Annotated in this window: 16 protein-coding genes and 3 pseudogenes; 9 read left to right on the top strand and 10 right to left on the bottom strand. The window is 59.7% G+C overall.

Annotation, left to right across the window (positions count from 1 at the left end; genetic code table 11):
* Positions 1-100 precede the first annotated feature (100 nt).
* Both NKI95_RS11245 and traG read right to left on the bottom strand, forming a co-directional pair.
* A pseudogene (locus NKI95_RS11245) lies at positions 101-1,522 on the bottom strand (transketolase-like TK C-terminal-containing protein); the annotation flags it as partial.
* Positions 1,516-2,931 (bottom strand): annotated as a pseudogene (traG, locus tag NKI95_RS11240) (IncP-type conjugal transfer protein TraG); the annotation flags it as partial. The pseudogenes traG and NKI95_RS11245, both read right to left, overlap by 7 nt.
* 110 nt (positions 2,932-3,041) lie before the next feature.
* On the opposite strand from traG, the gene NKI95_RS11235 reads away from it, so the two are divergent.
* Entirely contained in the window at positions 3,042-3,425 is a 384-nt protein-coding gene (locus NKI95_RS11235; protein ID WP_352716680.1) for a PIN domain-containing protein, read from the top strand.
* 977 nt (positions 3,426-4,402) lie between these two features.
* On the opposite strand, the gene NKI95_RS11230 is transcribed toward NKI95_RS11235, so the two are convergent.
* Positions 4,403-7,273 (bottom strand): ATP-binding protein, encoded by a 2,871-nt coding sequence (locus NKI95_RS11230; RefSeq protein ID WP_352716679.1) that lies wholly within the window; start codon positions 7,271-7,273, stop codon positions 4,403-4,405.
* Positions 7,274-7,675: 402 nt separating this feature from the next.
* Here NKI95_RS11230 and NKI95_RS11225 point away from each other — a divergent pair, with 402 nt between their 5' ends.
* From NKI95_RS11225 to NKI95_RS11200, 6 genes and pseudogenes are all read left to right on the top strand, one after another.
* Positions 7,676-8,092 carry an organic hydroperoxide resistance protein gene (locus NKI95_RS11225; RefSeq protein WP_352716677.1) on the top strand — a complete coding sequence of 139 codons (417 nt, stop codon included), beginning with the start codon at positions 7,676-7,678 and terminating at the stop codon, positions 8,090-8,092.
* Positions 8,093-8,164: 72 nt separating this feature from the next.
* A complete protein-coding gene (locus tag NKI95_RS11220; RefSeq protein ID WP_352716777.1) occupies positions 8,165-9,226 on the top strand; it encodes an alpha/beta fold hydrolase in 1,062 nt (353 codons plus the stop codon).
* A gap of 24 nt (positions 9,227-9,250) precedes the next feature.
* The gene (locus tag NKI95_RS11215) at positions 9,251-9,763 is read left to right on the top strand and encodes a cytochrome P460 family protein (protein ID WP_352716675.1); all 513 of its coding nucleotides are present in this window, start codon (positions 9,251-9,253) and stop codon (positions 9,761-9,763) included.
* Between the two features lie 67 nt (positions 9,764-9,830).
* A complete protein-coding gene (locus NKI95_RS11210) occupies positions 9,831-10,736 on the top strand; it encodes an oxidoreductase (protein WP_352716673.1) in 906 nt (301 codons plus the stop codon).
* 71 nt (positions 10,737-10,807) lie between these two features.
* Positions 10,808-11,557: an alpha/beta fold hydrolase gene (locus NKI95_RS11205; RefSeq protein WP_352716775.1), complete on the top strand. Its 750-nt coding sequence runs from the start codon at positions 10,808-10,810 to the stop codon at positions 11,555-11,557.
* Positions 11,558-11,637: 80 nt separating this feature from the next.
* A pseudogene (locus tag NKI95_RS11200) lies at positions 11,638-12,066 on the top strand (alcohol dehydrogenase catalytic domain-containing protein); the annotation flags it as partial.
* A gap of 207 nt (positions 12,067-12,273) precedes the next feature.
* On the opposite strand, the gene ligD reads toward NKI95_RS11200, so the two are convergent.
* The 4 genes from ligD to NKI95_RS11180 form a co-directional block, all read right to left on the bottom strand.
* On the bottom strand, positions 12,274-14,064 hold the full coding sequence (gene ligD / locus NKI95_RS11195; protein WP_352716671.1) for a DNA ligase D: 1,791 nt from the start codon (positions 14,062-14,064) through the stop codon (positions 12,274-12,276).
* Positions 14,065-17,613: 3,549 nt separating this feature from the next.
* Entirely contained in the window at positions 17,614-17,826 is a 213-nt protein-coding gene (locus NKI95_RS11190; RefSeq protein ID WP_352716669.1) for a hypothetical protein, read from the bottom strand.
* A 70-nt stretch (positions 17,827-17,896) separates the two neighbouring features.
* Entirely contained in the window at positions 17,897-18,157 is a 261-nt protein-coding gene (locus tag NKI95_RS11185; RefSeq protein WP_352716668.1) for a hypothetical protein, read from the bottom strand.
* A 106-nt stretch (positions 18,158-18,263) separates the two neighbouring features.
* A complete protein-coding gene (locus tag NKI95_RS11180; protein ID WP_352716666.1) occupies positions 18,264-18,440 on the bottom strand; it encodes a hypothetical protein in 177 nt (58 codons plus the stop codon).
* A 780-nt stretch (positions 18,441-19,220) separates the two neighbouring features.
* Between NKI95_RS11180 and NKI95_RS11175 the strand changes: the two genes are divergently transcribed.
* Positions 19,221-20,081, top strand: coding sequence for an ATP-dependent DNA ligase (locus tag NKI95_RS11175; RefSeq protein ID WP_352716664.1), 861 nt, complete (start codon positions 19,221-19,223; stop codon positions 20,079-20,081).
* 2 nt (positions 20,082-20,083) lie between these two features.
* On the opposite strand, the gene NKI95_RS11170 is transcribed toward NKI95_RS11175, so the two are convergent.
* On the bottom strand, positions 20,084-20,275 hold the full coding sequence (locus NKI95_RS11170; RefSeq protein WP_352716663.1) for a hypothetical protein: 192 nt from the start codon (positions 20,273-20,275) through the stop codon (positions 20,084-20,086).
* A 377-nt stretch (positions 20,276-20,652) separates the two neighbouring features.
* Between NKI95_RS11170 and NKI95_RS11165 the strand changes: the two genes are divergently transcribed.
* Positions 20,653-20,946, top strand: a complete 294-nt coding sequence (locus tag NKI95_RS11165) for a hypothetical protein (protein WP_352716661.1) — start codon at positions 20,653-20,655, stop codon at positions 20,944-20,946.
* A 422-nt stretch (positions 20,947-21,368) separates the two neighbouring features.
* Here the strand turns inward: NKI95_RS11165 and NKI95_RS11160 are convergent, their stop codons facing one another.
* Together NKI95_RS11160 and NKI95_RS11155 are read right to left on the bottom strand one after the other, a co-directional pair.
* Positions 21,369-21,893 carry a helix-turn-helix transcriptional regulator gene (locus NKI95_RS11160; RefSeq protein WP_352716659.1) on the bottom strand — a complete coding sequence of 175 codons (525 nt, stop codon included), beginning with the start codon at positions 21,891-21,893 and terminating at the stop codon, positions 21,369-21,371.
* A gap of 1,571 nt (positions 21,894-23,464) precedes the next feature.
* A complete protein-coding gene (locus tag NKI95_RS11155; protein ID WP_352716657.1) occupies positions 23,465-23,695 on the bottom strand; it encodes a hypothetical protein in 231 nt (76 codons plus the stop codon).
* Positions 23,696-24,443 lie beyond the last annotated feature (748 nt).

Raw genomic sequence — 24,443 nt, 5'->3', positions numbered from 1 at the left:
CTGGAGCCGGCATGGCGACGAAGGGCCAAGCAGGCGAGGCCGCATCTTGGGCACAATATTCACCCTTCCGGTCTGCAACAGCCGTCAACGACATCATCGGTCAATCCAGCGCGCGCAGATAGCGGATGGGGCGCCCACCAGCAATCCGGTCGGCGGCTGTCGCTATCGAATTGGCGTCGATTCCGAAGTGCCGGTAAAGGTCACCGATTGTCCCCGACTGGCCAAAGTGCTCGACGCCGAGACTACGTGTGCGATGGCCGTAGACCGAGCCCAGCCAGCCGAGTGCCGCTGGGTGGCCGTCGGCGACGGTGACGATCGCACAATGGGATGGAAGATCGGCGAACAGCCGTTCGACATGGCTCCTGGCATGAAGAAGGCCGCGCTCGCGTGCGCGGCTTGCCGCAGTCCAGCCTGCGTTCAACCGATCGGCCGAAGTTACCGCCAAAAGACCGACGTCGCGACGATCCTCGGCCATCATGCCGACCGCCTCGATGGCTTCCGGCGCGACGGCGCCTGTATAGGCGACGATCACCTCGGCATTCGGGCCAGGATGCCGCAGCCAATAGCCGCCGTCGACAATGTCCTGCTCGAGCTCAGGTTCCATGGTACGAATGATCTGCTCAACCGGGCGCGTCGAGAGCCGCAGATAGACCGAGCCGCCGGTCTCGTCGCGCAGCCAGGTGCGCTCCGACTGCACGGCGTCGCCGTCGCGCTGCATATAATCCAGTGCAAAACGCGCGATGACGCTTAACTCATCGACGAATGCCGGCTCGTAAGCCGCAAGCCCGTCCTGCGCCATGCCGATCAACTGGGTGGCGATCGACTGATGCGCGCCACCTTCCGGCGCCAGCGTGACGCCCGACGGGGTGGCTGCAAGGAGAAAGCGCGCATCCTGGTAGCAGGCATAGTTGAGCGCATCGAGACCGCGCTGGATGAACGGATCGTAGAGCGTGCCGATCGGCAACAGCCGTTTGCCGAAGACCGAATGCGACAACCCGAGGGCCGACAGCAGGATGAACAGATTGTTCTCGGCAATGCCGAGCTCGATGTGCTGGCCGGAGGGGCCGAATTCCCATTTCTGCGCCGAGGCTATGCGTTCACTGCGGAACGTGTCGGCGAGCGAGCTACGCGCAAACAGGCCGCGCCGGTTGACCCAGGGGCCGAGATTGGTCGAAACGGTGACATCGGGCGACGTGGTGACGATTGCGTCGGCAAGCGGCCCGCCGGCCCGTGCAATCTCGTCCAGGATCCTGCCGAAGCCTACCTGGGTGGAAACGCTGCCCTTGGCTTCCGGGCCGAGACGATCGGGGACGCGGATGCGTTGGGCGTGCCGGCGGCGTCGGCCTTTCGCGGCAAAAGGCACCGCATCGAGGAAACGTCGGAAATCAACCTTGCCAATATCCAAGCCTTCGAAGGCATCCCACTCCCGCCCCTCACCGATCGACATCGAGGCGCGAAAGACTGCCATCTGATCCTTGGTCATCAGCCCGGCATGGTTGTCTTTGTGGCCGGCCAGCGGCAGGCTGTCCTTTCGTCATTGGTGGCGAAGCTCACCCGCACATGACAATTGTCGAGGACGGAATTGTTCGGTCCGTAGGCCTTTTCGATCTGATTGAGCGATTGTGCGATCAGGAACGACTTGATGCCATAGCCGGCCATGAAGGCTAGCGCGCTTTCGAAGAAATCGAGCCTGCCGAGCGCGGGAAACTCGTCCAGCATCATCAAAAGACGCTGTCGGTGATCCTTCGCGTGAAGATCTTCGGTGAGCCTGCGGCCGATCTGGTTAAGCACAAGTCGGATCAGCGGCTTTGTACGACTGATGTCCGATGGCGGCACGACCAGATAGAGCGTCGTCGGCCGTCTCTCCTCGACAAGGTCTGCGATCCGCCAGTCGCAAGATGACGTCACCTTGGCCACAACTGGATCGCGGTAGAGGCCCAGAAAACTCATGGCCGTCGAGAGCACGCCGGAGCGCTCGTTCTCGGACTTGTTAAGCAGTTCCCGTGCAGCCGACGCCACCACCGGATGCGGGCCTGCATCACCCAAATGCCGCGTCAGCATCATGGCGCGCAGCGTCGCCTCGATTGGCCGCTCTGGATCGGAAAGGAAGTTCGCCACCCCGGCGAGGGTCTTGTCTTTCTCCGCATAGAGCACGTGCAGTATGGCGCCGACCAGCAGCGCATGGCTGGTCTTCTCCCAATGGTTGCGGCGTTCCAATGTGCCTTCTGGGTCGACCAGGACATCCGCTACGTTCTGCACATCTCGAACTTCCCACTCGCCCCGTCGCACCTCCAGCAGAGGATTGTACGCTGCGGATCCAGCATTGGTCGGATCAAACAGAAGCACCTGGCCGAAACGGGCCCGCCATCCGGCCGTCAGTTCCCAGTTTTCGCCTTTGATGTCGTGGACGATTGCCGAACCCGGCCAGGTCAGTAGTGACGGCACGACCAGGCCGACGCCTTTGCCGCTTCGGGTCGGTGCGAAACATAGCACGTGTTCCGGACCGTCATGACGCAGATAGTGTCGGTCCAACATACCCAGCACCACCCCATCATGACCGATCATCCCAGCGGCCTTGATTTCGTCTCGCGTCGCCCAGCGCGCCGAGCCGTAGGTCGTGGTGTCCTTTGCCTCGCGCGCCCGCCACAGCGACATCCCGATCGCTGTAGCGATCGCCATAAGGCTTCCGCTCGCCGCAATCGCCGCGCCCTCCATGAAGACCTTCGGCGCGTAGGCGTCGTAGAAAAACCACCACCAGAAAAAGGCTGGCGGCGGATAAATGGGCTGTCCAGCCAGTTCGAACCACGGTGGACCGAGTTGGCTTTGAAAGCCGAGCCGCCCTGCCGTCCACTGTGTCGCCCCCCATGTTGTCGCGACGACGATCAGAAAGGCGGTGACGACCTGGCCCCATAAAACCTTGCTTGCCTGCATGCGTCGTTTCCCAAATGGATGATCGGAAACAACCGAAAAGCTCGAATTCCTAAATCCGCAAGAAAAAAGGAGCGGTCGAAGCAGCAGGGCGTACCCGGGCGTGGAAAGACTTGCCCGATGCGGTCTCGACTGTTGAACGAGCATCGGGGAGGCGCGACGAGGATTTGGTCATCGCCTCGCTGACCGTTGCTGAAATCCGCCGCGGGATTCTGGAGAAGCCGCGGGGCAACAAGCGCGACGCACTCGACAAATGGTCCTCTGGGTCCGAAGGACCGCAGGTGCCGTTTGCGGGCCGTATCCTAGCGTTTGACGACAAGGGGGGGCTGATCTGGGCGCGGCTGATGGCAGAAGGGAAAGCGGCCGGCCAGCCGCGCAGCGGACTCGACATGATCATCGCCGCCGTCGCCGGTGCGAATGAGTGTGTGGTGGTGACGGATAACGAAAAGGACTTTGCCGGAATTCAGATTGTCAATCCAATACGCGGAGCAGTCTGATGCAACGGCCGATCAAGGAATGCTCAGCTCGGCCGCGCCGGGAATCGTCTTAGCGCTCTCTGTCGACGCACAGCCGCCGCCATGGCGCTCGATTACATTTCAAGTAACCTCGCGAGATGGTGATCTTTCACATAGCGCGGCACGACGCTGAAAGGCGTAACTCAGGTGCTGCGGCTGACGAATCCGGCCATCCGCATCGTTGTTGCCGAGCCGGAGAACGCACGCCCAATCCGAGTGCGCCGCGGGCGCGCTCAATGGCCAGACGCGGCTTACATTAGGCTTATCTGATATGACTGTGCAAGCACAGCTGCGACCCACTGAACGACCAGCGTAGCAGCTGCCGGAGAGCTTCAAAGCGCCGGCTACCGCCTCACTGCCCCCCCTCGTCTCGACGAAAGTGTTCGTTCGAATGATGCTTTTCCGTGGCCTTGCGCGCAAGTTTTCGTCAGCCAGCACAGGGCCTCCTCTTACGCTCGCTGGTCGTCAAGGCCCAGCGGCCTCTAGCTGACAATCCCCCCGCAGCCAAGCCGCTGGGTCCCTCAGCGCGGGACGGGGCATTGGAGACGACGTGGCGCTCACCGTTACAGTCCGAAGGCGGGTGACGGATGACCGCGTCAGCCTCTCCATCCCGAGCTACGATTTCCCGCATTCGATCAGGCACAGCAAATACAAGGTCTAGCTAGGCCAGCAAATCGAGCTTCGAGGCGAAGTCACCAGGGTAGATGAAACAGCTTCAAAGTCGAGGCCGATGTGTGCACAGCCGCTCAATCGGCTCCAATTCGCTGAAGGGCTCGAGCATGCCTTTGGTGATAATCTCAAGTATGACCCCAGCGCCGGTCAACTGCGCCAGGGTGGCGTAACTTTCAAGTTCATCTTGGCCGTGGCCGGACTTGAGATCGATCTGATAGGTGGGACCCTTGGCCAGCCCTTATGTCCGCTGTCGTGAGGCGGACTGGCAGGGTTGGTTAGCGAAAAGCTCAAGTCGACTGGGTCAGCCTCGCCAGCAGGAGTGCGGCTGACTGCAGGTCTGCTGTCTCCAAGCCCTCCCCAAATCGCGCGAAAATTGGCTGGAGAAGTGCTCGGGCGCCCTCGCGTTGTCCGCGAGCGACCAACAGGGAAGCAAGGTCGACAGCGGTCCGCAACTCCCATGCACGCGCGCCCTGACGATTGCTGAGTTCCAACGATCGACGAAAACACAATTCTGCTTCTTCGTCGGCGTCAGGTCGCGAAGCCGCGAGAACATGACTACCTTTCACCCGCAACAGCTCCGGCATGTAGCAAAGATCGCCGTTTGCTTCGACCTGCCGGATCGTCTCATCGATCAGTGATAGCGCTTCCGCGGATCGGCCTGTTGAGGCGAGGCCCTGAATGAACGCCATGTTGAGCGGCGTGGTGAGCAATTCGTATGGCGCTGCGTGAAGCTCGGCAAGGCAGCTTCGAAGGCTTTCGACACCGCTGCTTACGTTGCCTCGACGAATGGCCAGCTCCCCCTTGAAGCCGCGCCCAAGCGCAAGATAGGGCCCGAGGGAATGGAATTCGGCGCGCGAGAAAAGACGATTGATGTGTTCCTTCGCGTTCTCCAGGTCGCCCACCCAGAGGAATACGGAAATTGCCCAGACGAGTGCAATGGACAGGGTCAGCGGATGGTTCAGGACTTCCGCATCCTTTATCGTCAGGAGCGCGCGCTCCCGAGCCCGTTCTGGATGGCCTTGCAGCCAGAGTGTCCTTGCCAAAATCGCGCTGGCCAAAATCCTGCCGTCGAAACCGAGATAGTTCGTCGTGGTCCGGTCGGAGCGCGGCCCGTATCGTAACGCCGCTTCAACCGCCATTTGGGCACGATCGAGCTCTCCGTTGAGGTGAAGCGAAATCCCCATCAGGGAATGCGCCAATGTGGTTGAGACAGAGTCCTCAAGGGTTCCGGCGATGACGGAACAGCGCTCGGCATAGTGCAACGCAGACGTGAACTCTCCCCTACGCAGGTGGAACATCTGCAGCGGGCCAAGAATTTGAAGCTGATCGAGCGCGTCGCCACGCCTGTCGGCAATGGCAAGGCTTCTGTTCAAAGCCACGCGCGCCGCATCCTTTCCGCCACGCGTGAACATCAGGGACACCCCCAGGGCGGCCTGAAGACGCATCTCCTCCAAGCCGCCGCCGGTAGTGTCGTCGAGGGCAAGGACCGCCTCCGCCGTCCAGCGATGGCATTCGGCGAGCAAAGACATCGACACAAAAACCGGAGCCGCCGCGGCAGCCAGGCGGACGCCGACTTCAGTATTTCCGTCCGGCCCGAAGCACCAGTCCAGAGCCGCTCGCACATTGGCCAAGCCCGCTAGGTGAAGCGACCGTTGCACGGCGCTCGACAAAGTCGGCCACTCGGCTCGCGTCTCCTCCAGCCAGCGCAGGTAGTGGGCCGCATGACGTTCGGCGAGGCTCTCGAGTTCCGCATCGTCGACGTCGAGCTGAAGGGCGTAAGCCCGCGTCGTATCGAGCAGCCGGTAACGCATCGTCGCTCCGGCCGGCCTTGCCGCTACCATCGACTTGGCAACGAGGCTGTCGATGGCGCCAAACACGAGAGCGTCATCGATGGTCGCGCTCGTCACGACGTCCAGGACGGCATCAATCGAAAAATGACCAACGAAGACGGCGAGCCGACGAAGCAAATGGCGCTCGAGCTCGGATAGCAGCCCGTAGCTCCAGTCCAACGTGGCCTGGAGGGTCTTCTGCCGGGGCGGCGCGGTACGTTGTCCTGGCCACAACAGCGTCAGCCGCTCGTCGAGAAGTTCAGCGGTTTTCTGCAGGCCGTAACTCGCAACCCGTCCGGCTGCGAGTTCGATCGCGAGCGGCACGCCGTCGAGCTTGCGGCAGATAGCGGCCACGATGGCGGCGTCCGCATCCTGGAGGTCAAGGCGCGCCCCGCTCGCCGCGGCGCGTTCCAGGAACAGCTGGGTTGCAGGGAAGCTCTGCGCCACAGATGGGGCGAGGTCCTGATCGCCCGGCGCGCATAGAAGCGGCTCCAGCTTGTAGATGTACTCGCCTTCGACTTGAAGAGGCTCTCGGCTCGTTGCCAGCAGGTGCGCCTGCGGTGCAGTGGCGAAGATGCGGGCCGCCAGATCTGCCGCCGCGTCGATGACGTGCTCGCAAGTGTCGAGGACCAGGAGGATTCGCTTGTCCGCCAGATAGGCGACCAGACCGGATGTCGGATCGTCGGACTGAAGAGGCAGCCCCAACATCGAGGCTACGGTCGTAGCAACCAGGCTGGGATCACTCAGCGCCCCGAGATCGACGAAATGTACGGCACCCGCGAATGCTTCGATTAGGTCATGGCCCACCGCCACGGCAACAGTGGTCTTGCCGACCCCACCCGTGCCGACGACCGTAACGAAGCGCGTGCCGGCCAGTTGCGTTGAAAGTGCGATAGTATCATCGGTCCGGCCGACCATCCGGATCAGGCGACTTGGCAGGTTGGCTTGCGGATAGCCGACGGCGACCTCGCTTTGCACCCTGTTTTGACCATCCACTCGCGAGACGGGGGCCACGAAGCAGTAGCCTCGCCCCGTCAGAGTGGCGATGTAGCGTGCGCCGTCCCTGCCGTCGCCCAACGCCTTTCTGAGGTTGGCGATGTGAAACCGCAGACTGCCTTCTTCGACAGTGACGTCGGGCCAGACCTGGGCCAGCAGATCCTTCTTGCTGACGATCTGGTTGGGGCGCGCAGCCAAGGCTGCCAGTATATCGAAAGAGCGCGTGCCGAGATCGACAGGCACGCCTTGCCGCAGCAGGAGCCGCTCACCCGCCGCCAGCGTAAAGTGACCAAACGATATCCTGTCGCTCGTCGGCGCGGCTGGCGATATCATGGCATCATTCTTCGTGTTTCGTGATGGCTGGGGCAGATCTCGGGGTCCAGGTCCAAGACCTGTGTCACAGAAACTCCGATTTCGTCGAGCAACGATTTGAGGCAGGGCATGATAGCAGCCCAGCCCCAGTTCCAAGACGTGCGGTCACTGGCGAGCGCTAACACCGCATCATAGTGCATAACGGGTGCTCCAGGCGATCCTTCTCTATGTGTCGAAGCAGCAAGAACTTCCGCTGACCAGCCCAGGGAGAATGATGATGCCTGCACTGTCGTTATCGCCCGTGCCGCGCGACTCGCTTCGGACGCAAGCCCTTACCGTGTGCTTGCGCTCTCGTGGATAGCGAAGCCACGCGCAATTTTCCATCGATTTTCCAAGTGCCCTTTTGCAAGGAACACAGACATCATGAGCCAGTCTGAAAAGGTGTTGTATACCGCCAAAATCCGCACCACTGGTGGCAGGGATGGCACGTCGCGCAGTTCCGACGGTCGACTGGACATCAGGCTTTCCACGCCCGGCGGCCCAGGCGGGGGCACCAATCCGGAACAGCTGTTTGCGGCCGGCTGGTCAGCCTGCTTCGAGGGAGCGATGGCAATCGCCGCCCGCAAGATGAATATTATCCTGCCGGCTGGCCTCGCAATCGATGCGGAGGTGGATCTGAACGTTGCGGACGGCGCCTTCTTTCTCGGTGCGCGGCTCAATGTGAGCGTGCCCGGGCTCGACCGCGACGTTGCCCAGGCTGTTGTGGATGCGGCGCATCAGACCTGCCCCTACTCGAAAGCTACGCGCGGCAACATCGAGGTCGCAATCACCTTGGTCTAGCCCATCGATCACATTGATCGATCAAGCGTGACCACTCTCAGCAAAATGTCATTACGACAAGGCGGTGCACTAATGAACGCAGTCAGAACCCCGGAAAAAATCGACCATCATCGTCGTCATCTCTTTGGCATCGCTGCCGCGACGGTCGCCGCAGCGCAGCTCGGCGCGATCGGTATTGCGGGAGCGCAGCGCAGCGGAACGGAAACGACCGCTTCCCGCCCAGTTAAGCCGCGGACCTCGTTCTCCCCACTGAAGCAGATCGACGCGGGCCCGCTGAACGTCGGATATGCCGAGGACGGTCCTGCGGATGGACCCCCGGTCATCCTTCTGCACGGATGGCCCTATGACATCTACAGCTATGTCGACGTCGCGCCACTGCTTGCAGACGCAGGGTACCGGGTCATCGTGCCATATCTGCGCGGCTACGGCACGACCCGGTTCCTGTCGGACGCAACGCCCAGGAACGGCCAGCAAGCGGCGCTTGCGTCCGACATCATTGCCTTGATGAATGCGCTGAACATCCAAAAAGCGGTGGTCGCAGGCTATGACTGGGGCGCGCGAACGACCAACATCATCGCCGCGCTCTGGCCTGAGCGCTGCAAGGCCATGGTTTCCGTCAGCGGCTATCTCATCGGCAGTCAGGAGTTGAATCGGATGCCGCTGCCGCCCAAGGCCGAGTTGCAATGGTGGTATCAATATTACTTCGCCACGGAACGGGGACGGGCGGGTTATGAGAAGTACACCCGGGATTTCGCCCGCCTGATCTGGGAGCTTGCCTCGCCGAAATGGGCCTTCGACGACGCCACCTTCGAACGGTCCGCTGCCGCATTCGACAATCCCGACCACGTCGCCATTTCGATCCACAACTATCGTTGGCGACTCGGTCTGGCACCGGGCGAGCCAGAATATGATGCTTTGGAAAAGAAGCTTGCAGCGTTGCCGACGATCGGTGTGCCGACGATCACGATGGAAGGCGACGCAAATGGCGCCCCGCATCCCGATCCGGCGGCCTACGCCAAGAAGTTCTCCGGCAAGTACGAACACCGACTGATCTCAGGTGGTATTGGCCACAACCTGCCGCAGGAGGCGCCGCAGGCCTTTGCGCAGGCGGTCATCGATGTCGGCAAGTTCTGACGATCCATGAAGCGGAGCTTTCCGATGAAACCTCATTATCTCCTGCCGTGTTTGGGTGCGATCCTTGCGTCATGCGGCTTCGTGGTGTTGGCCGGTTCGAATGTGGGTGCGAATCCGCAGGCTGCATCTCCGATCTATGGCGTCACCATCCCCGAGGGATATCGGCAATGGGAACTGGTCGCGCCGGCTGAGGAAGCAGAGCCCCTCAACGAGCTTAGGGCGGTCCTCGGCAACGCCGTGGCGATCAACGCATACCGCGAGGGAACGCTGCCGTTACCTGATGGGACCGTTCTGGCAAAGCTCGCCTGGAAAGACGTCCAATCGTCCGAATTCGAATCCGCCTCCGTTCCTGGCGCGGCTACGACGGTTCAGATCATGGTCAAGGACTCGAAGAAATATGCCACCACCGGTGGATGGGGCTTCGGCAGATTTGTCGATGGCAAGCCGGCTGACGAGGCCCAGCATCAAACCTGCTTTGCCTGTCATGAGGCGCGGGTCCAGGGCCATGACTACGTCTTCACGCGCTACGCGCCCTAACGGGCTCACTGGAGTCTTTGCCTGAACGCCCTGCAGGGTAGGTAACCCTATCGAAGGAGAAAGTGGCATGTCGCAAAGATGGCTTGTCACCGGAAGTTCGCGCGGCATCGGCCGTGCCCTCTCGGAAGCGGTCCTCGACGCCGGTCATCGTATGGTCGCGACCGCACGAGAGCCCGCGCATTTGGCTGACCTCACGGAGCGCTACGGCGATGCCGTCCGAACGGTTGCGCTCGACGTTACGGATCCGGCTGCGGCACAGGCAGCCGTCCGCGTGGCCGTGGACAGCTTCGGTGGCCTCGACGTCCTCGTCAACAATGCCGGCTATGGCAACGTCAACTCAGTCGAGGATACGGACCTGGACGATTTCCGCAGGGAGATCGAAACGAACCTATTCGGGACGATCATCGTGACCAAGGCGGTCATCCCAGTCATGCGCGAGCAGCGCGCTGGCCACATCATCCAGTTCTCGTCGGTCGGCGGACGCGTGGGCGCGCCAGGTCGCGCACCCTATTCGGCCGCCAAGTGGGGCGTTGAGGGTTTTTCCGAAGCGCTCTCCCTGGAGATGGCGCTGATCGGCGTCAAGGTCACCGTCATCGAACCCGGAGGCTTCCGGACCGACTTCGCAGGCTCCTCGACCTCGCTGCGGGAGGGCCGGCCCGAATATGACTCGGTCGTCGGCGCAACCGCCAGGCTGCAACGCGCATACAACAACCATCAGCCCGGCGACCCGGCGCGGGCCGCGCAGGTGATTCTCGAGATCGCCGCGATGAACCGCCCGCCGCTGCGCCTACCGCTCGGTAGCGACGCCGTAAAGGTCATCGAGCAGGCCGATCTCGCGAAGCTGGAAGAACTCGAGAGGTGGCGCGGGCTGAGCATCTCAACAGACTTTCCGCAAGAGGTCCGTTCCATCGCGGGTTCGGCCGAGGGACACTCTGAAACGTCCCCGCTTTTGGCCTTGCGTCCATCGCGATGAAATAACCACTCCGACCAAAACCATCGAAAGGATAGATGATGAAAAGGTTGCTGGCAGGATTGACGGTCGCCATGGCCTTATCGGGCAACACCTACGCGCAGGCCGAAAAGCCCGCCCCCGTTAAGCCCACTGTCGTCCTGGTTCATGGCGCGTTTGCTGACGCATCGAGTTGGAACGGCGTCGTCAAAATCCTCGAGAAGGACGGCTTTTCCGTAGTGGCCGCCGCCAATCCCTTGCGGGGTGTTGCCAATGACGCCGCGTATATTTCCGATGTCCTTTCAAGCATTGGGTCGCCTGTCGTCTTGGTGGGGCATTCCTATGGCGGTTCGGTCATCAGCGAAGCCGCCAACGACAACACCAACGTCAAGGCACTGGTCTATGTGGCGGCGTTTGCACCGGATGCCGGCGAAACGGCTGCAGGGCTGGCGGGCAAGTTTCCCGGCAGCACGCTCGGTCCCACCCTTGCTCCGCCAGTTCCGCTTTCAGGCGGCGGCAAGGATCTCTATATCCAGCAGGACAAGTTTCGCGATCAATTCGCAGCGGACGTTCCCGTTGCCGAGGCGAAGCTGATGGCCGCGACGCAGCGACCCATCACGGAAGCGGCGCTGAACGAGCCCCAGACCGCGCCGGCCTGGAAGAAAATACCGGCGTTGTTCATCTATGGGGACAAAGACAGGAATATCCCTCCGCAGGCTTCCGCATTCATGGCTGCACGAGCGCACTCGCGAGAAACCGTCGTAGTCGAGGGGGCCTCACACGTGGTGATGGTTTCAAATCCCGAACCCGTCGCGAGGCTGATCGAGAGGGCGGCCGTGCACTAGCTCGCCGTGCCTTGCAGTGAGGCGGCGCCTTCGATCTTGCCGAGTTCTGGCTTGTTCCGTCAACAATAGGAAATGTTGAAATGAAGGCAGTCCTAATGACCCGGCAGGGCGGGCCAGAGGTGATGGAATTTGTCGAACGGCCGGAACCTGTACCGGGTCCCGGCCAGGTGCTGGTCGAGATCGCTGCAGCGGGCGTGAACTTCATGGATATCGGCGTGCGACACGGCCTAGCGTGGACAGAGAGGCTCGACCCGAAGATTCTAGGCGTGGAAGGTGCCGGGCGCGTCGTGTCAGTTGGTGACGGAGTTGGGAACGTCCGAGTTGGGGACCGTGTTGCGTGGGTCTACGCGCCAGGGAGCTATACAGAGCGGGCGGCCATACCGGCCGATGCTCTCGTGCCGATTCCCGACGAAATCGACGACCGCACCGCGGCGGCTGTGATGATGCAGGGACTTACTGCCAGCCATTTCGCGAAGGATTTCTATCCCGTACAGCCCGCCGACATAGCGGACGGGACCGCAAAGGCTCGTCTTCCGTGATCACGGAGTTACCTGAATTTCCAGACCCATTATTATTCCCGGTGGCGGACCCCAACCCGCTGGGCCGGCGTCTACTAGGCATCTACCCCAAGTGCCCCAATGACGCCGGCCACTTGCCGCGGCCGCAGTGACGCCGGCGGTTAAGGCCTTCGCGCATGGGACTAACCTTCGCGATTGCTATTGGCTTTTGCGCGTGGTCCAGGCGGCCTTCGCCGGCCGAAATGGGCTCTCCAACGTAAACGCGTCTGGCAAAATTCCCTTTTCGACCTGCGTCCATGTGACTGGAGCGGCTATCGGAAAGCTTGAACGGGCTCGAGGCGAGTAAGCGCCGACAGCTGTGTTGCCGCGGCCATTGCGGAGGTAATCCAGAAAGATGCGCCCACAACGAGCCGACGGCGCAGCCGACAAAAGATAGCGATCGGGATGCTTGCTGACCAAGTGCTGCGCCAGCTTTCGGGCATACTGCCGGGCGGCGTCGTGGGTGATCACGGCCTGCAGAGGCGCCATCACATGCAGGCCCTTGCCGCCTGTCACCTTCGGCCAGCTATCGAGTCCTTCCGAACGCAGCATGTCCCGGACCTTCAGAGCCGTCTCGACGATCATCTCCCATTCGACCCCTTCGCCAGGATCCAGATCGATGACAACCCGGTCGGCATGCTCGATATCATCGACGGTGGCGTTCCAGGGATGCAACTCGACAGCGCCTATTTCCACCAAGCCAAGCAGGCCATCAAGATCATCGACCCACAGCCTCACGCCTTCTCCACCCTCGCGCTTCTGAACACGCAGTTGGTGCACGGTATCCGGAATGTCGGGCAATCTGCCCTTATGATAGAAGGTGACCCCGTGCGAGTGGCGAACCAGCTTGAGCGGGCGCCGGCCGAGGTGGACAAGCGCCTTTTTCGCCACCTTCGTCCAATAGCTCATCAGCTCCTCTTTCGACGGCACCAAGGCGTCGGGCAGCAGTTGCAGAATGTTCTCGCGAGGGACGCCGAAACTTTCACTGGACGGCCGCGTCTTGCGAACCAACGGCGTGTGGGCTGGTAAGCTCAGATCATCCCGCAGCCCTTTGAACACGGCTTCGCGAAGCAGCCCGTCATCGGTAATCCCGCTGTATTGGACTTCGGCCTCGACGGTCGGCTGTACCCAAGTCGCCTTGGGTTTGTCTATCGGTTCGGCAAGCGGAGATTTGTCAACGATTAGCGGGTCCAAGCGCTCGCGGACTTCGCGTGCGTCGCTAAGGCTGTAGCCGCTCTGCGCCTTGCCGGCATAGTAGACGCGATTGCCATCTCGGCGGCCGAGGTAAAGCGAGGCAATCCTGCGCGGCCTGGCGCCCAGTTTTTCAACGAAGGCAACAATCGGAAAATTGTCGCTCTTAATGCATTTGAGCTTGAGCCAGCTCTCCTGCCGGCCGGAGCGGTAAGGCGAATCCGCGCGTTTCGAGACAATTCCCTCAAGGCCCATTTCGCACGCGTGCGCAAACACAGTCGGGCCGTCACCTTCCAGATGATCGACATAGACGAGCGCTGGGGGCGCGTCTTTCAACAGACTTTGCAATGCCCGCTTGCGTTCGAGGAGCGGAGCGTCACGCAGGTCTTGGCCGTTGAGCTGGAGGAGGTCGAAGGCGTGGAAGACCAGCTTGGTCGACGCGGCCTTTCCAAGTTCCCGCCGTAGCGCCTGGAAATCCGGACGCCCGGTGGTGCCGAACACTGTCGCTTCGCCATCGATGATTGCCAGCTTCGCTTTTAGCTCAGCCGCAGCGCGGACGATCGGGAGGTATCTGTCGGTCCAGTTGTAGCCGTTTCGTGTGAAGGCCTGCACCCGCCCCAAATGAATGATCAGCTGTGTGCGGTAGCCATCATACTTGATTTCGTGAATCCATCCGCTTCCCTTAGGTGGCTTATCGACCAGCGTGGGCATTTGGAATTCAATGAAGGACAGCCGGCCAACGCCAAGCTCGGTAAGCATGCACCCCTCACTCCAGACACTACAATTCGATTCAATATCGCTGGTTCGAATCGGTTCCGAAACAAAGCGTAGGTCGGGGCGCAGTTCGCAACCTCTCCATAATTGGCGATCTCTTGACGACCGCCGAGACCTACGGCAATGATCGCGCCCGCCTGCAGGACCGTGACGGCAATTGCCACCTCGTCGCCGAGTTTTTGCCGTCGGTCTCTCTCGAAATCCTTGTCGCGATATCCGCTCGGATCACTGGATCCTCCGGCAGGTCGCTCGGAAGCCATTCAGGGAGATTGTCGCCATCGTTCTTGTCCATGGCACCAACAATGCTTTCTGCCTTATTTACGTTCCAGATTTCTAATGTACTATTTTACGAGGGGTTTCGCTCACCACGTCAATGTCAAATAAGCGTCGAATAAGCCCGCCCCCTCCGGGAGAGGACGCGGCCGGGCCGATCGGTGAGAGACTTGCTGCGTTAAGATGAACCGCCGCGCCGGTCGGGTGTTACAGCAGTAAAAAGTCCCGCCGCACATGCCAGGACGGCGGGACCCGATCAAGCGACTTGCACCAGGCAGGGGGGATGCGGGGGGTGGGCTTGCCCGGTTGCGCGCGGACCGTCAGGGACCATAGGCGCATCAGTTGCAATGCGTCCACCAATCAACGGTTGGATCACTAGACTAGCTTCGCCCATCGCAACGATTTCGGGTGGTCAGATCATCCCGGGTCGCTATCGTCAGCATCCGAATGAAAGGAACGCAAGGCCGCCGATGACGTCCTACAAGTCACGCTGCGAGCTGATCCTCGTGGGCATCCGCGAAACGAGCAAGGAGCGCCAGGGGCGGTCATTAAAGCGATCGGGGCGAGCGGCGGAGCCGAGCCGAAATGGACATTTGGCTTCCCCCAAACCACTGCCTCACCAAGCCGTCTTTCCGAATATTCTACGGACAATCTCGTCTTCATTCGCATCAAAGCAGCGGCCGTGACTGAGAAACACCCGCCGCGGTTGCCACGACTGGAGTTTGCCTATTACTGCCCGTGCTTTCTGCCGATGCAGGAGAATTGGCAGCCGCATGCCAAGGAAGGTCCGCCCGTGCGGGTGAGCCATCCCAGTCAGCTTCGTCACCGTGCGCCAAGGCTCATCGATCATGTCCAATTCGAGATTGATGATCGTGTCTGTAAGAATCAGTCGGCAAGATCCGCAAGGCTCAGAAAGCCGCTGCAGAGCGCCGTACGGCCATTGCCGACGGCTTCGCATCCAACGTCCTGCCTATTATCAGACAAATTCAGGCAACGGGCGCATCCATGCGGAAAACGGCCGCCGGCCTCAATGCGCGGGGTATCCGACGGCTCGCGGTGGCACATGGGCAGCAACGCAGATCAGCGATACTTTGAAGCGTAGCGTGGTCTGAAGGCGCAACCGAGGGCATAGACGTGCTGCTACATCAAACAAGCGCAGGAAAAATCCCTCAGTAAACGGCGTTCCTATCTGCGGCGAGCTTCTATAGTGCCCGCGACTGTTAGTAGTTTCATTGGAGCCACGAGCCTCAGCTCCGTCGGGAAGTCCTCCAGTCGCTTCAATCGTACGACGGGTAAAATACAAAACGGCCGTCACTGGCACGGTTGCTGGCCACAGCGATCCGGGGATGACCGATCTGTCGGTGGCCGAATTTCCTTCCAACTGACGGTTGGTGGACGCGTTGCAGATGATGAGCCTAAAGTCCCTGACGGTCTGCGTGCACCGGGCAAGCCCACCCCCCGCATCCCCCAGCTTGGCAAGTCACTTGATCGGGTCCCGCCGTCATGGGGCATGTGCGGCGGGACTTTTTTGTGGTCCTGGTGGAACACTCGTCTGCGATTCACGATTTGATCAAGCAGCAGCGTGCCCTCCGGTCAGAGGCACGCAAAAAGATAGGACTGCGACGCTTGGCCACTTGGACATAGATGAGAGAGAGCAGCGCACGTCAGATGCTGCACGGTCATTAATCGATGTCGAGCGCGCGGCCCGAGACGCAAAGACGGCTCGGCTCCGGGAGCAGCGGCTGAAGGCTGAGAAAACACCCTCCTTGGAAACACGCGATGGAACAGCTTCGCAGTGAAATGGCTGTTTTGGCGGACCCCGGCTTTTGGGTAGCGCTGGCGGTCGTTCTGGTTCCCTACGGGGCCGGCGTTGCCCTGCTTCTGTGGGTAGCTAGTCCCCCGGCTCCGCAATAGGGCGGCTAAAGGGTTTCATCTTCCCTCAATCGCTTCAATCGATGACGCCGCATAACGGTTCGTTAGGCCTGTTTGAGGCCGTGATGGGACTGTCTCCAAACGTTTATCGACCGTCTTCGAAGCGCTCGGTAGGCGGGCAGGCATGCATCATCTCCCAATGGGTGTCGCCCTCGCCATTTCGCTTGCATTCGGTTTAGTCGTGACGGCGATTGCCGCGAAGGATCAGTCGGAAGGCTGCGGCACGTGATGCTCATCCGTCCTTGGCGATGTTCCCATGAGGGGCACGCGACACGATGTGGAGGCGGGACCGAACATCGGGCACACCGAGCCCTAAACTGAGGGCCGTAGCATCCCCTCCTCCTTCGCAGCCTCGAAGGCCATACGTGCCTCTTCTGGTGCCCGCCAATGCCTCTGTGCAGAGCTGCACAGCCTTCTTACACTTGGGTCTCTTCTTGGTCAGATGGATTTCTGAGCCGTCGGGAAATGCCAGTGGATTCTACGTGTCATTGTCCGCTACTGGCAGCCGAAGGGCATCGGCAACTTCGACTATGGCGTCCTTTATCTCTTGGTCTGTCGCGACCAAATGAGGTGCCGCCTCCCGAACCCGGCGTAGCGCGGCAGAAATCGATATGGTGTCCTCTCGGTCAGCCCTGGTGAGGACCGCATCAATTGCCTCCTCCAACACTGGATCGATCCTTGCAACGCCCATCCAACCCCCCGGTTGTAAGGGTTCGATGATACTACCGTGGTCTTAAGGATCAATTCGATGTACGAAAGCGAACGGAAGGGGTCGGAAGGCTGTCCCCGCTCTTGTAGTGCCGGAATAATCACAGCGAGGCAAACATGCACCGCCAAGTTTCACTGAGGGCGACAGTTGGTCCACTTCAGGAGTTCCTTAACTCCTGCCACTGCGTTGTTGACGTGGTACGTCACATTGGGACCTTCAGTCCTGACGTACACCGGAGGGGAGAACCAATGGTTTGCCATGAGGGGAACTTAGGGCGGCAGGATCAGGCTGCCCACACAGTCGCAGCGCCACACGCATTTAGGGAACAAATGCAGCCCTCCCCGGTCAAGGACTCGCAGCGGTCGATCCGTCTCGGTGCAGCACTGTCGGGGTCCGTCGCCATCCCTTCGAGGCGGCGGACCTCCGACTAGAGTGGAAACTAGAACGTCGGCCCGATCTCCCTAGTGAGATCAACAGCCACTTCAAAACGGCTTCGTCCGTTTGGGCAGGTTCACCGAAGCGCCGGTCGCGTTCAACGATCCTGTCCTGTATCGACATAAGGATTTCATACCGAGCGACAACGCTCGTCAGGATTTCCTGATGACGGGAGACTTTCCGCGCTACAATTGGGCATAAAGTCGAAGGCGTTCATAAAGAACTGCCTCCTCGAACTCGCCCTCCGAGAAGAGTTCCATAGCGCTCACGCTCAGGCGCCCCGCCCGCTCGCTTCCTACTGGAATGCTTTCCTCGGCGCATACACGATCAAAGACCTGCTTCAACAGAATCAGGTCGCCAGGATAGGCAATGCCACTCATTGAGCTGCTGCTGGTCATAGACTGTTCCCATTAGGGGCGGACGCGGCGGGCTCCCTCTAGCCGAGCCCAATGCCAAATCGCCTAGGCTTCAAGTCGCACGACCCAGAGCGGATGAAACTACAGCCGCTTCCGTTCCCGGCAGTTCGAACAGCATGGGCAGATGGCGACACTCGGCTTCGTCCACGATCAGCTCCTCGATAGTCGCGATGGAAAGATGGCTTTTAAGGCGCAGCCGGACAACCGCCGCGAGTTTGTGAACGGGGACCGGCACCGCCCCGGCGTGATGGGCTAGCAGACTATTGATCTCAGCAACTACCTTTGGATCGACGGCGTGGGGTAATGGTAGCATGGAAGCCTCCCCTTTCGGAAGAATAACTATAAGCCGATGTGGACGATGAGTCTGGCCACGTACGTTTTTAACCAAACATCGTGGGCAGTTCACGGCCAACACGTACTCACTCGTTGTCGGCCTGATCGATTTCATCAAGCAAAGACCTATGCTCATCCGGCAGCCCCTCTTCTAGGGGAAGATTTAGCGCCTTGCGAAGGTAGTCACGGATGGCTTCTGACGTGATCCACCGTCGTATAAGGCCGGCGATAACCTTCTGCTTCCTTTTGTCGACCTCAACCATTGGCCGAGCCTGCATGCTACATACAACGAACCAGCGAGGAGCCGGACTTGTTCCTCGGGAATGTTTGGTAGAAATTTCTGAGCGGGGGATGAGTGGCTCGCGTGCCCCCCCGGCGCGCTATGCGGTTCAGTTCGAATTCCGTCCTGGCACGTGCGGCGGGAAAACCGAGGCGGCTTCGACCTCTGTCACCTATCCGTCGCGAACGGCTCATGCTCGGGAAGGTGATGATGCAGCACTTCGACAAGGTTTCGCTTGTCGAATGTCTGGCCGCAAATTGGGCAGAACTCCAAATGCCCCGGTTCGTCGTTGTCCGGCGACCCGTGGATTTTGCCCTTCATAGTTGGCGGATTGTGCTTATCCCGTCTCACGTCGTCACCCATCATAACCTGTTGGGATAGCCCGACGGCATTTGGGGGACGATTGGCCGCTGGGCCTACCTACCGGCTGAGAGCGTTCGCCCCAGCTGGGCCGGATAATACGCCCGTTCATGCATCATTGCTAATTTAATAAAATGATCATGGTACGTTCCCCTAGGCGCCAGTGCGATCGGGCCTAGACTCGATTCCGTGCGTAAACCAGTGAGTGCAAGGGCCGCCTCGAGTTCATTCCGCCGATGCAGCCCAAGCTGGTTTCAAAGCCACCCGACGGTGAACAGTGGATTTACGAGGTCAAGCTCGACGGCACCGCAACGTCAGTGGATGCGGATTGTTGCCCACAGCGTATATTTCTGGAACCTAATATAACCAGAAGGATTGAATGGCGGTCTCGTGAGTGCCGTTCATGCCTTTGCCGTTTGTAGAGCCGTTGATGCCGACCTTGGTGGATAAGCCTCCAGAAGGAGGCGACTGGATCCACGAGGTCAAGTTCGACGGCTACCGCTCGCAGATCATCATCGACGAAGCGGGCACGCGAATCTTCACGCGCAACGGAATGGACTGGACGGCGAAGTATCCCGACCTGGTCGAGACGGCCAAAGGACTTGTTGTCGACAGCGCCATCATAGATGGGGAAATCATCGTTCCGAATGAAGCTGGTCTCGCCGATTACGCTGCTTTGCGGAAGGCGATTACCCGTCGCCAACATGACCTCTATTTCGTCGCCTTCGATCTCCTGCACCTCAACGGTCATGACCTACGCGACGTGCCCCTTGAACATCGGCGCGAACTGCTGGTTGGCTTGATCCCTGCGGCAAGTCGCATCCAATTCAGTGAAGCTCTTCCGGGGGAGGCCAAAGCTATCTTTCATCTACTTGATAAGGCCGGTCTGGAGGGGATGGTCTCCAAGCGCCGTCGCAGTAAGTATCGCAGCGGGCGGTCGATCAACTGGCTGAAAGTGAATTGCTACACCGTTGAGGAATATGAACTGCTCGGCGTCGAGCGCGAGGCGGGCAAGCCAGCCTTCGCCCTGATGGGTGAGATCGGCACGCGCAAATATGTCGGACCTGCTTTCATCAATTCGAGCCGAGCGATCCGCGAGCGGCTATGGAAACGGGCCCAGGAACATGCGGGGCCACCGCCCAAGGGCATGAAGCGGCCAGCGACGCAATGGGTCAAGCCGGGGATCAAAGCCCGCGTGAAGCACCTCAGGGGCGAGGAGGACTTACGACACGCATCGTTGCAAGATTTTTGGGATGAGAAATAATCCTACCGGGTCAGCCGTTCGACTGTTTCGATTATGGCCTTGGCCAGAGCCTCGCCCTCGTGCACGGGGCGGGGGCCGTAGAGCACGTTCACCGGTTCCTCGCTTGGCAGCACGCCGGCCGGACAGGTCAGCTCGATCGCCATGCGCACGAGCTGCAGGCCGCTGCGCTCGCCATATTTGTAGTTTTCATCCATCCCCGGATTCTGGTGCGACTCCGGCGGCCGTCAAGCACCTAGTCAAGGGAACCGACCATTTGCAGGATCAGCGTCAGCAGGATAAATCTAAAGGCTGACCCAAAAACTCCCGCCAAAAAAAGGTGCGTTCTTTTCGACGCATGGCCTCCCTCCCAGAAGTACCCCTTGAGGCCTTAAACCACGTTTTTTCGCTTTGGCGAATATGCGCCATCGACTTAGGTGCGGGCCTGTGGATAAACATGGGGGACACCAAACTCCGCCTGGCCAAGGATGCGGGTCCAGTTCGTCGCTCATCTGGTCCTTTCTCGGCTTAGATTGGTCGAAAAGATTCCACACCCGGTCTTGACGATCAAGGAAAATGTTCCTTTTCTGTTCTCATGGCGCACGATCCTATCGACACGCTGGGCAAGGCGACCCGGCACAACATGCTTGTGAAGGCAGAATGCAGCTGCGGCAATGTCCGCTACTTCCGCTCCGCTGACCTGATGATGGTGTATGGCGGCGGCGTCGATCCCCCAAAGCTGAAGTTCGATTGCAGCCGCTGCAAGCCGACGGTGAAGATCACGCTCCTAGAGGTGCACCCGGAGCACCTGCCGAAACGACTGATGATCCACAAGCCAATGAAGATCGACGGCAAGATCCATTGGGCCACCGAACGGTTCCGGGGGTGACAAAAGGCTGGACAGTTCAGGGGCTGATCGTAGCTGGGGCGGCGAAGGGCACAATCGGGTATGATCGTGCCGTACTCACAGCCGGTGCCGAGCAAAGCCGTCGAGCGAACAAGCGATCTGTGACCGACCCACTTGAACCGGCCGAAGCCGCACCCGGCGCTTGAATAATTCAACCGCTGCAAAACTCAAGCTTGATCAAGCCGAAAATCTGTAGACTAAAAACCCGCTCGTTGCAGAACTTGCAACTTCGGGCCAAAGTGGTGCCCCGAACGGGAGATAGGCTGTACCCTATCTCCCCGCCCTCCGGGGAGCCAACTGGCATCCGGGGTTTGCGGAACTTGTCGCTTATTAGGGGACACCGCGAACCCCATGAAGTCAAAAGCGTTTCGGGATTGGCTGTTTGATGCATCCAAGCGACGCCCTTATGGCAAGACTGAAATGCGCCCAAGAAGAGCCACCAGTTCCGCCTGACGTTTCGTTTCGGTCTTGGCGAACAGCGAGGCAAGCTGGGAGCGGATCGTGGTGCGGCTGAGGCGCCAACTGCGGGCAATTTCCAAAGGCGCATCGCCCTGAGCCAAACGCAACGCGAGGTGCGTTTCCGCGCTCGTCAAGCCAAACATCTTTTGCAGTGTCTGAGGATTTGGCCCCGACCTGTTCTCGCGGTCCAGCAACGCCACAATGCTCGTTCCGTCAGGAGCGATAAACCCGTCCTCATCCAATATCACCGGCCTGTCGCCGCTGCTGCGGATCACTACCCACGATAGTGAGCCCGGCAGGAAATGGGCCGGAACATTCGCGATCAGCCGCCTCAAGGCCACCGAAAGCCCGCTGGCCGTATCGGCCACTTCGCCCTGGCGCTCCAGCGTGGTTTGAGCGGCGGCGTTCCATTCGACCACTTTCCTCTCGCGGTTCAGCACGAGATAGCCGCAGCCGATGCGATCAAGCATGCCGGTTATGGATTCCAGGCTGCGTGCTCTTGGCTCCCCGACCCCTGCGCCCAGTCGATCTGATGCACGATCTGAATAGGCATAAGAGGGCCCCTTCGTATGCGCCTCACGGTCATACTTGGTCCTCATCACAATGTATCGGTTGCCGGCTGCAGCTTCAGTGTGTCTATCGATCAGAGTCATTTTCTACCCCTGCCCAAAGTTTCACCAGCCCGAAGCAAGTGGATTCCTCAATCCACGCTTCCACAATACGCGATTCTATACGAACCAAATTGAAGATTGTCGTTAGCTTCGCATCCAGAAACTTATCTCGGAATGCATTTCTTAAGATTTCTTCATGCCGCCAAGCTGCCGATAGTATTCCTGCTCACCTGTTTCCGACACCACACAGCCCTCCCACGAAACGGCAAGATTATCAGAACTTCGTACAGCTCTTTTATCTCAAAACTGACCATAAATATGGGAGATCCCCATGACCACCACGGCCACCACGCCCCGCTCGACGAGCGTTACGAGCACCACCGAGTCAGCCAAGCCGTATCGCGGACGGCGGATGTCAATTTCCCGAAAAGCTCAACCTCAGGGGGCAGCATAGTAAGCAATCTGCCTACGGTCTGCAGGACTAGCATCAACAGAAAAAACCCAAAGAACGACCCAAGAACCCCCGCCACCATAACGGTGCGACGCTTGCCTCGCATGCTTCCTCCCTAGAAAGCGCTTCTCCCTCAGGGGGTAGACATCGCTGCTAGCTAGAAAGCCAGCTAATTGTCGTGGGTGTGTTGCTTGCTCGACCACCAGATCAGGTAGATTGATCCCATCCTAAGCACCGGGACGCGCCTGTCGCGCTCACGGGTAGGCAACTCGCGATAGGTTTTCACCTTCAGAGGCGCGACAACGCAAAGTTCACCGGCCCGGCCTATTTGACAAGCGCGCAAATGGCATATGCTGTCAGCGTCCAAGCCGTTGGGAGCGTAGTGGCTACATGCGCTTGTGCTACCCACCCCGGAGCTGGGGAAGTAACCGGCAAGCTCCTAGAAATTAGAGCATTTGAATTTGACGCGCTGGCACCGCCACCTATCACGACTTTTGGCTTGGGACACCAAGCCTGTGCGGATTTGTCTGGGCTTGTATCACTCGCACTTGCATAGCGGGTGATTTCCCAACCGCTGACGCCGTCCTTCCCCGCTGGACCCTCAGCCCCCATTGCACCTTTAGGTCCCTGCTTGCCGGGCAGACCTTGTGGACCGACAGGCCCTTGGGGCCCTGGGGGGCCCGCCGTTGCGCAACCTGCAAGCAACGCGACACATGCTAGAGTGGTAATAATTCTCATGATCACCTCCCCGGTTTCCCGGTGAGTTTGACGACAAAAACATTCGCCAAATCGAGCGAATGTATCACCACGCGATTGTCGTGGATAGGAACGCGATCGGCGGCTAACCGAACGTCGTATATGCGCCGTGACGACGGGCAGCCAGCAATCGTGGCGTAAAGTGTTGACGCACCTTCCTTGCGGAGTCTTCTCGGTTTCGCCTCATGTGAAACCCTTGCACAATTCCCAGGCGCTCGCCCGGTCATTTTTGCCCGCCCTGGGGCGCCGACAACGCTGCGTCCTTCTTCTTTTTCAAGCGCTGAGGCACTTTAGATCGGACCTCCGCTACGCCGTCAGCAGACTTCTTCCGCAATTGAGGCGTAACAAATTTGTCGGTGATGAAGTGTTCCAAGCTGCCAATGAGAGGATCGAGATCCTTGAACGAAGGGTTCCAGCCACGATGGGCGGAAGCATTGCCGGCATTTATCAGCACCTCGAAATTGTCGCGTTGTGACGGGGTATCAGGCCCGAGTCCTCCATAGTTTTGAGCTTGGCTTCAAATGCCTGCTCTGGATCGACGCCAAGAACTTCCGATGCCACATCGAAGGCAGAGCGGATCCCGATTGCTGCGAGGATATTCAGATCGTGGTCAAGAGCTTTATAAATCTGAAACAGGCAAGCTTCTAGATCGGCTGATTTGTCATGCTCAATGTAGCTATTCAGCCTGTCTAACCAGGCGGTCGCGCTTAAATTTAGCCGGCCAGCTCTTAACTAGAATGTCGTGTAACTAGAATGTCGTGCTCATACTCGACGTTTCCAGCGCTGTCATATCCAACAGGATAGTGCGACTCGGAATCGGTGAACTCCGACTGGGCAAAGACATGATCACAGCCGCAGCAGACGAGCAGATACCAATCCTTCCACCATCGTAGTTCCCTTCGCTGCCAGTTACGCGGTGGTGACCTTTGATTTCACAATTCCGCTCGCCTTTGCACGATGCGCAGAACGCTTTCTGCCTTGAACCGATTCTGTTCTGCTCGCTCACGCAACTGCCCTTGTAATTCACGCCTATTTAGATAGACCTTGTCGCAGGAAATGAGTGAGAGCGCGAGCCAGAACAACCGAGGAACGAGTTGCTACGCTTTTTGCAACGCAACGCTACGGTATCGAACGGGGCGAGGCGTCACGAACAGCGCAAGCAAGCTTCGAAACCGTTGAGGGATAAGGCTTTGCGGGTACGC

Source organism: Mesorhizobium sp. M0306 (assembly GCF_040321655.1).
Taxonomy (GTDB): Bacteria; Pseudomonadota; Alphaproteobacteria; order Rhizobiales; family Rhizobiaceae; genus Mesorhizobium.
The sequence above is the reverse complement of the archived record's forward strand: the minus strand, read 5'-3'. Positions and strand labels throughout refer to the sequence as shown.